Annotated in this window: 8 protein-coding genes; 5 read left to right on the top strand and 3 right to left on the bottom strand. The window is 32.8% G+C overall.

What is annotated here, in order from left to right:
- The 5 genes from B3J44_RS16895 to B3J44_RS16875 form a co-directional block, all read left to right on the top strand.
- On the top strand, positions 1-552 hold a 552-nt coding region (locus tag B3J44_RS16895; RefSeq protein ID WP_286969817.1), incomplete at its 5' end, for an ABC transporter ATP-binding protein.
- A gap of 21 nt (positions 553-573) precedes the next feature.
- Positions 574-1,401, top strand: a complete 828-nt coding sequence (locus B3J44_RS16890; RefSeq protein ID WP_286969815.1) for an MlaD family protein — start codon at positions 574-576, stop codon at positions 1,399-1,401.
- Positions 1,402-1,597: 196 nt separating this feature from the next.
- Positions 1,598-4,420: an AsmA family protein gene (locus tag B3J44_RS16885; protein WP_286969813.1), complete on the top strand. Its 2,823-nt coding sequence runs from the start codon at positions 1,598-1,600 to the stop codon at positions 4,418-4,420.
- Positions 4,420-4,923 carry a low affinity iron permease family protein gene (locus B3J44_RS16880; protein ID WP_286969812.1) on the top strand — a complete coding sequence of 168 codons (504 nt, stop codon included), beginning with the start codon at positions 4,420-4,422 and terminating at the stop codon, positions 4,921-4,923. The genes B3J44_RS16885 and B3J44_RS16880 overlap by 1 nt, the downstream gene beginning before the upstream one ends.
- Positions 4,924-4,927: 4 nt before the next feature.
- Complete coding sequence (locus B3J44_RS16875; RefSeq protein WP_286969811.1) at positions 4,928-6,127, top strand: NAD(P)/FAD-dependent oxidoreductase; 1,200 nt, start codon at positions 4,928-4,930, stop codon at positions 6,125-6,127.
- Between the two features lie 82 nt (positions 6,128-6,209).
- Here the strand turns inward: B3J44_RS16875 and B3J44_RS16870 are convergent, their stop codons facing one another.
- The 3 genes from B3J44_RS16870 to B3J44_RS16860 all read right to left on the bottom strand — a co-directional run bounded on the left by B3J44_RS16870 (position 6,210) and on the right by B3J44_RS16860 (position 8,747).
- Positions 6,210-6,533: a cupin domain-containing protein gene (locus tag B3J44_RS16870; RefSeq protein ID WP_278021103.1), complete on the bottom strand. Its 324-nt coding sequence runs from the start codon at positions 6,531-6,533 to the stop codon at positions 6,210-6,212.
- A gap of 6 nt (positions 6,534-6,539) precedes the next feature.
- The gene (locus B3J44_RS16865; RefSeq protein WP_286969809.1) at positions 6,540-7,493 is read right to left on the bottom strand and encodes a bifunctional helix-turn-helix transcriptional regulator/GNAT family N-acetyltransferase; all 954 of its coding nucleotides are present in this window, start codon (positions 7,491-7,493) and stop codon (positions 6,540-6,542) included.
- Positions 7,494-7,721: 228 nt separating this feature from the next.
- Positions 7,722-8,747: a helix-turn-helix domain-containing protein gene (locus tag B3J44_RS16860; protein ID WP_286969808.1), complete on the bottom strand. Its 1,026-nt coding sequence runs from the start codon at positions 8,745-8,747 to the stop codon at positions 7,722-7,724.
- Positions 8,748-9,063: the final 316 nt, after the last annotated feature.

Raw genomic sequence — 9,063 nt, 5'->3', positions numbered from 1 at the left:
GAAATCAAAGTTTTTAATGAAAACGTTCTTAATATTTCAAAAAGCGAGCTGAATGAAATTAGAGTCCGAATTGGTTTTTTGTTCCAAAGTGGAGCACTTTACGATTCGATGTCCGTTAGAGAAAATCTCGCTTTTACATTAACCAAACACAAACGCGATTTAAGCAGTGATGAAGTTGAAAACGAAGTAATGGAAGCATTAGAAAATGTAGGTCTTGCCGAAGCAGTTGACAAAATGCCTTCTGAACTTTCAGGCGGTATGAAAAAGAGAATTGGTCTTGCAAGAACTTTAATCTTAAAACCAGAAATCATTTTATACGATGAACCTACAACTGGACTAGACACCATAACGTCTCGAGAAATCAGCGAATTGATATTGGACATTAAACACAAACAAAAAACTTCTTCGATTATTATCACTCACGATATGGCTTGCGCAAAAATGACTGCCGATCGAATTGTAGTTTTAAAAGACGGTGTTATTCATGCCGAAGGAACATACGAAGAATTAGAAAAAGACGAAGACGAATGGGTACGCTCATTTTTTGAATAAGCAAAATAAATAATAGAAATCATGAAAAAGGAATCTGGATATACTTGGAAGCTAGGAATGTTTGTAACGATAGGTTTACTGCTTTTTATAATGGCTGTATATTTCATAGGAAAACAGCAGAATCTTTTTGGCTCTACTTTTCACATTAGCTCTCAATTTAAAACGGTGAGCGGTTTAGAGGTCGGAAACAACGTTCGTTTTTCTGGAATTAATGTCGGCACAGTAGAACAAATTCAGTTAAAAAATGACTCTATTGTTAGGGTTGTTTTGGTAATGAAAGAAGAGGTTCGAAAATTTATTAAAACAGATGCCACAGCCAGTATTGGTTCTGATGGTTTAATGGGCGACAAAGTGCTAACTATTTCTCCTGGCAACAAATCTCAAAAAATGATTGAAGATAATGGACAAATCGCTTCTATTGATGGAATTGAGATGAATGACATTATGAAAAGCGTTAAAAAAAGCGTGGATAATATTGGCGTGATTTCAGACGAAATAGCCATTTTCAGCCACAGCATGAACAACGGAAACGGGGCTTTAGCAAGATTGGTTAAAGACGATAAAATGGCTAATAGCGTTTCGAATACACTTTCTAATCTAGAAACAGGAACAAAAGGTTTCAGTGATAATATGGAAGCCGCAAAAAGCAATTTCCTGTTTAGAGGCTACTTCAAGAAAAAAGAAAAAGAGAAAAAGGAAAAGCAAGAAGAAAGAAAAGAGAAACAAGAGGAAGCTAAAAAAGAAAAGGAAGAGAAGAAAGAAGCAAAAAAAGAGAAGCAAGACGAGCAAAAGAAAGAGGAACAGCAAAAACAAGAAGAAACTAAAAAAGCTGAAACCGAGAAAAAATAAATATGTATTAAAACTCAAATTCCAAATTCCAATTCTCATTTTATGTCATTTGAGCGAAGTCGAAGGACACGCCCTTTAGAACATACAGAATAGATTAAGCATGCGATCCTTCGACTCCGCTCATAAGGACAAATTAAAAATCCAGCATATCACAATTCACAATTCACAACTCACAATTCACAATTAAAAAAAGTATATGCCTAGTTCATTTAAACATACCGCCATTAAAGTTTTAAAAATTACTGGAATCACGATTGCGGTGATTTTGTTTTTGCTGTTTATTATTCCGTTGCTATTTCCTGGGAAAATTGCTTCGGAAGTGAAAAAAATTGCCAATGAGCGACTGGACACCAAATTGGAATTTACCAAATCTAAACTTTCGTTTTTCACACATTTTCCTTCATTAACCGTTTCGTTAGACGATTTGTCTTTAACGGGATCTAAGCCATTCAGCAATGATACTTTATTAAAAGCAGATCAAGTTGCTTTTGGAATTGATATTAAAAGACTGCTTTTTGATAATGAAGTTAAAATCAATAAACTTTATGTTTCAGATGCTTTAATCAATGTAATGGTTAACGAAAAAGGTCAGGCAAATTATAATATTTATGTTGCACCCGAAGATCGAAACAAAAAAGAAGATCCGAATGCTCCAGAAGAAGGAACTGCAATTCGATTAGAACGCATTGATTTACAAAACTGTCATGTAAAATATAATGACCGTTCTGCAAAGATTCTGGTTGATGCAAAAGGCTTTAATTATATCGGAAAAGGAAATCTAAGCGAAGACATTTTTGATCTCGCAACTGATGCCAAAATTGATAATCTGGATTTTTATTATGACAGAACAGGTTATTTACGTCGAAAAAAAGTGAGTGCCGATTTAATTACCCGAATCAATACGCATGCGCTTACTTTCATTCTTCAGAAAAATGAACTTCATATTAATAAATTGCCATTAAAATTTACGGGAATATTTAGCATTTTAAGAGATGGCTATAAAATCAATATCAAGGCAGCTTCAGAAAATACAACTGTAAAAGATTTACTTTCTGTAATGCCTCCTGAATATTTGACTTGGCTCGAGAAAACAGAAATCTCTGGAAGAAGCGATTTATTGCTCAGTTTTAAAGGAGATTACAACGTTCAGAAAAAGCAAAAACCAAATTTGGCCTTCAATTTAAAAATTAACGAAGGTTCGGTAAATTATAAAAATGCGCCGGTTCCTTTAACCGATTTTCAAATGGATTTAAACGCCATGCTTCCGTCTTTGGATACCGAACAATTACTGGTAAATCTTAGAACGTTGAAATTTAAAGTAGGCGACAAAGATTATTTTAATGCTTATCTGCACAGCAAAGGTCTAAGCGAAATGTCGATAAATGCAAGCGTGAAAGGCGCTTTAGACCTTGCTGTTGTTGATGCTGCTTTAGGCTTGGAAAATATTGATTTGAAAGGAATTCTTAAAACCGATATTCAGGCTCGAGGAGTTTTTAGCACTTCTAAAAAATTATTTCCAAAAACTATTGGTGGTATTTCTTTAAGAAACGGATGGCTGAAAACGAAATATTATCCAAATCCTATAACTAATATCACTTTTGTAGCCAATATGCTCAATAAAGCGGGAACATATCAGGATTTAATTGTGGCCGTGGCACCTGCATCTTTTGTTTTTGAAGGAAACCCTGTTTATGTAAATGCTACATTATCTGATTTTAGCGATTTAGCTTATAATGCCAAAATTAAAGGCGAACTGAATGTGGGCAGAATCTATCAGGTTTTCTCTCAAAAAGGTCTTGATTTGACTGGTTACGCCAAAGCGGATCTTTCATTAAAAGGAAAACAAAGCTACGCTACAACTGGGCAATATGACAAACTGGATAATAAAGGAACATTGATTCTAAAAAACATTAAAGCAACTTCCGAATTGTTCCCGAAAGCTTTCTTTATCAAACAAGGGAATTTCCGTTTCCAGAATGAGAAAATGTGGTTCGAAAAATTTAATGCTTCGTACGGAAAATCAGATTTTGATATTAATGGTTATCTCTTAAATACGATCAATTACTTTTTAGAATCGAAAGGGACTTTGAGCGGAAACTTCAACCTAAAATCAAAACTAATTAATGTTGATGAATTTATGGCGCTTGAAGACGGCGAAAACAAGGACCGAAACCTAGAAGTAGAATATGCAAAAGAAGATCACCCAAAAATGAGCGGTGTTGTCATTATTCCAAAAAACCTAAATGTCAATTTAGATGCCAGTGCAGACAAAATAGAATATAACAAATTGATTTTTAATAAATTAAATGGAAAAATAGGAATAAAAAAAGAAGGATTTTACTTAGAAAACATTACCTTTAATATCATTGATTGTGTTTTAGGAATTAATGCATTATACAAAGACGAATCTCCAACTTCGGCACATTTTGATGCTCATTTTACAGCAAAAGATTTTGATGTTCAAAGAGCATATAAAGAAATTCCGATGTTTCATGACATGGTTACTGCTGCTGAAAAAGCGCACGGAATAGTTTCTGTTGACTATAGTGTAAAAGGAGATTTGAATGGAAATATGGGACCAATTTATGAATCGATGCAAGGTGGAGGAACAATAAATTTACGTGATGTAAAAATTAAAGGTCTCAAACTTTTTGACGGAATTAGCTCTAAAACAGGACAAAGCGGTTTGGACAATCCCGATATGAAAGGAATTGAAATTAAATCGACTATCGACAAAAACCTTATAAAAATTGAGCCATTTACTTTTAATGTAGCCAGCTTTAGGCCAACCATTAAAGGAACTACAAGCTTTGACGGACTTTTGGATCTTAGAATGCGCTTAGGACTTCCGCTTTTCGGAATCATAGGTTTTCCAATTGTAATTACTGGAACGCATGAAGCTCCCAAAATTAAAATATTCAGTAAAACTGGACAGGAAATTAATCCTGCCGTTTATGACGAAAAAAACAATAAAGTTATTCGAGAAGAAAAAGTAAGCAAATCCAAAACAAAAAAATAATGGACTCTAAATCTCAGCATAATAGCAATGCATTTGAAAAGTTTGCTACAAAAGTTTCCAAAGCTGCAGGAAGCACGCCCGCTTTTATAGGTGCATTTCTTCTTGTAGTGCTTTGGGCTGTTTTAGGACCTGTTTTCAATTATTCAGAAACTTGGCAACTGGTCATTAATACAGGAACCACAATTATTACTTTTTTGATGGTGTTTTTAATTCAGAAAGCGCAAAATAAAGATTCACTTGCTATTCAGTTAAAATTAAACGAACTCGTTGCTTCTAATGAATTATCTAGCAATAGTCTTGTTGATATTGAAAGTATGACCGAAGAGGAAATGATTATCATTCAGAAATATTATCATAGATTAAGTGAACTTGCCAAAAAAGAGCAAAGCATAAAAACCTCACATTCTATTGCTGAAGCGCATGAACTTCATAACCGCAAGAAAGAAAAAAATATAAAACCAAATAAACCAAAAAGAACTTCCAAAAACAGCACTAAAAAATAACCAAATGAAACTAAGTTCTACTGAAACCTATTGGCCTTTAAAAAATGCCCAAAAACAGAGTTATCCTTCTATTAATTCTGATATTAATACCGATGTCTTAATTATTGGTGGTGGCATTACAGGAGCTTTAACGGCTTATAAGCTATTAAATGAAGGAAAAAAAATTGTTCTTGTAGACCGTCGCGATGTCTGCGGCGGAAGCACTTCGGGCAGTACAGCCTTATTACAGTACGAAATTGATGTTCCGTTACATCAACTAATAAAACTTCGTGGTGCTAGATGTGCCATAGATAGTTATCAAAACGGAAAAAAAGCCATTTTTGATCTTCGAAACATAATTGATACTATTGGTTGCGATTGTGGTTTTGAGTTTAAAAAAAGCGTTTATTTTACTACTTTAAAAAAAGATGTTCCGTATTTAAAAAATGAATTCAAAGCCAGAAAACAGCATGGTTTTGAAATAAGCTGGTTGAGCAGATCAGAATTGCAAAAAATGGGATTGAATGCAATTGCTGGAGTAGAATCTAAAACAGCAGCTGTTATGGATCCTTTTAAACTGGCAAGTGATCTTTTGTTTCATTGCCATGAAAAGGGAATGCAAATTTTTGACCGAACTAACATTGCTTCCATTCAGCATCAAAAAGGCAGAATTATTGCCACTACAGATTCCAAGCATACTATTACTGCCGATCACATTATACATTGTACTGGTTATGAAAGTACAGAAACTTTAAAAGAAAAAGTAGTCGATTTAAAAAGTACTTATGTTATCACTTCTGAAAGTCAGTCTGATCTTCCAGAGCATTTTAAAAACACTATTTTTTGGGATACCGCCTCTCCGTATCATTACATTCGAACTACAGAAGATAATCGTATCATAATGGGCGGCGGCGATGAGGATTTTAAGGATACAACAAAACGAGATAAATTGCTTCCTAAAAAAGAAGCGTATCTTTTAAAGCAATTTTTTAAAAGGTTTCCAGATTTAGATTTTAAAATTGACTATTCTTGGGCAGGCACTTTTGGAGAAACCAAAGACGGTCTTCCTTACTTCGGGAAGCCAAATCCGAGAAAAAATGAACATTATATTCTAGGCTTCGGAGGAAACGGAATTACTTTCAGTGTAATCGGAATGAATTCAATCCTGGATTCTCTCAATAACAAAAAAAATACAGATTTAGATTATTACCGATTTGGAAGATAAAAAAGATTCTAAGATACTGAGATACTAAGGTTCTAAGTTTTTTTTCTTAGAGTCTTAGTATCTTAAAACCTTAGCAACTTAATTACAAATAATCTTGTCTTATAGGTGTAAATACATCTACAACTTCTCCTGGTTCTATAATTTCTATAGAATGTTCAATATTAGCAGGAATTGAATAAGTATCTCCTACATTTAATAAAAATTCTTTTCCTTCAAATCTTAGTTTGTAGGCTCCTGAAATAACATAACCACTTTGTTCATTTGAATGTTTATGAAATGGCACAGAATCAGTTGATTTATATAACATTTTTGTCACCATAGAATCTTTCCCTATTGAAAGTACTACAAAATCAACTCCTAAAAATTGTCTTGAAACAGCATTTTCTTTTTTTACAACATTTTTCATTGTTCTTTATTTAATTATTAATTCCATCTGAATATTACATCTCTTATATGGTGTTTCAAGACCGAAAACTTTTTCGAAACCAAGTTTATAATATAGGTTTATTGCAGGTTTTAGAATCGTGTTGCTTTCTAAATATATTTTTTTTGCTCCTAGTTCTTTTGCTTTTTCGGCAATTGCTTTTCCTAAAAGCCAACCAATACTTTTTCCTTGTGCTTTTGGAGAAACGGCCATTTTTGCCATTTCAAAATCGTATTCGGAATTATTCATTTTAATCAAAGCACAAACTCCTACAGGTTCATTTTCATACAAAGCCACAAGAATTTTTCCTCCTTTTTTTAAGATATAATCTTCAGGATTATCCAGCGCTTTATAATCGGCTTCTTCCATTTCAAAATATTTCGAGATCCACTCTACATTCAATTCTCTAAAAGCTTGCTGATATTCTGTTTTATATTCTACAATTTTTACATCTTTACTTTCTCTCTTTTTCTTTTGTTCGCTAACTCTTTTTATTAAAGATTTTTGCTCTAGTAAAAACTCCCATTCTTCCAATGCTGCCCACAAATTGTGCTTGCTTTCAGAAATTATCCCTTCAATCGCAACATCAATATCTTCTAGCTGCTGCTTGATTTTCTTCGAAATTAAAATTCCTTTTTCAGTAAGTGCTACATTGTTCTTGCGCTTATCATCTGTTTTTGCGCTTTCTTGAATTAATCCTGCACCAATCATTTCCTGAATAATTTTGCTGACAGAAGGCTGAGAATGACCAATTTCATTAGCAATTTCAGTAATGGTTATTTCACGTTCTTCTGCCAATGTATAAAATACAGGAAACCACTTCGGCACAAAATCAACTCCATACAATTCATATATTTTCGCAGCATCATCGGTAACAATAGCAGTCATTAAACGCAAACGGCTTCCTAACGCCGCTTTTCCAACTTTATCAAAAAATTCCATAAATAATTAATTATATAACTAGTTATGCAAATGTATAAAAAAAATCTTTTTTGCAAAGATTTTTTTTAGGTACAAAGGTTCAGGGGTTCAGAGGTGCAAAGTTTTTCACAAAAAAAGTCTAAGATTTATACATCTTAGACTTTCTATATATATTGCTTAATAGCTAACTACATTATTTATGATAAAAAAAACTTTGCACCTCTGAACCCCTGAACCTTTGTACCTCAATTACGCAGTAATTGCGAGAGAATTCAAATTAAACTTATACTCTTTTGGGCTACAGTTGAATTTTTGTTTAAATATTTTAGAGAAATAACTTCTGCTGGTGAAACCAATGCAATACACTATTTCTGAAATATTTAGATCGGATGTTCTGATTAGGATTTCGGCTTTAAGAACACGCATGTGTGTAATATAATCGTTGACAGTACGATTGTGAATCATTTTAAAGCCTTCTTGAAGTTTGTTTGGAGATAATCCAGATTTTTTACTCAAAGATTTGATTGAGAAGGCTTCTTCCGGGCTTGTTTTTATGAATTCTGAAAGTTCTTTTATTTCTTCCATTTCTCTCAAAGTCAATCCGTTTGACTCATTTGCAAAAGCATATAAATCATCAGAATGTTGTTGTATTTCCATTGCAAGAATAATTCTCATTATTCCTTCTTTCAACAAATTTCTAACAATTCCTTTTTGTGTAATAGAATTAAGCTGTTCTATTTTTTCTGCAATCTGCAAATTATATGATCCAATGTAAAAGAAATCTGTTACTTGATTATTCTCAAAAAAAGTATCTTTTACTTGCTGACTTAAAGAATGGGCTTGATTGGCATCATCAATCTCAGTTCCGACAATAATTAAGGTGAGTTTTGTTTTCTTTCCTTTCTCAAAAAATAAAACATTATCTTGATTTTCTTTTGATGTTACTATTGCAGTCTGAAAGGTTTTCAATTTTCGCTCTTCTCCACTTAACCCAAAACTATGCGAAAGATTACCTTTAGAACAATATGCAAAATAAATAGGTGACGATTTTACATTTAGAAAATCTAGTCTGACATCTCCAGAAAATGTCATATCAAACTGAACGTACGATATATTATCATTAAAGGAAGCTCCAATAATACAACCTTCTGCAAAGTCGTTTTCTACTTTAAGTGCATATTCGTCTAAATCAAAAGTCACCTTTCCGCCAAAACTAGTCTGAAGTTCATCAAATATATTTTGAGTTTTTTCTGTATTTATAGTAACAATTTTCATGGTTCGCCGGATTTTAAAATTCTATAATTCCTTAAACAGATTATTTGCTAAAAATCTGAGAATCAAAGTTCGCTTAAAGACAGACCAAAAATGTTATATAATTTTTCAGTTTTGTTTTATAATTCCTTATAAATGTTTATTTTAACATAAGCCATTATTTATTAAAACATGAAAAGTTTTTCCTTTGCTCCTATTAGTTCTCCAAATTCTAAAATTCTGATTTTAGGCACTATGCCTGGAACAAAATCTTTGGAACTCAATCAATATTATGGTCACAATCAGAATAACTTTTGGAAATTTATGTTTCAGATTTTGG

This window comes from Flavobacterium sp. UBA4854, assembly GCF_002399805.1.
GTDB classification, from domain to species: domain Bacteria; phylum Bacteroidota; class Bacteroidia; order Flavobacteriales; family Flavobacteriaceae; genus Flavobacterium; species Flavobacterium ginsengisoli.
This window is presented reverse-complemented; position numbering and strand designations above follow the sequence as displayed.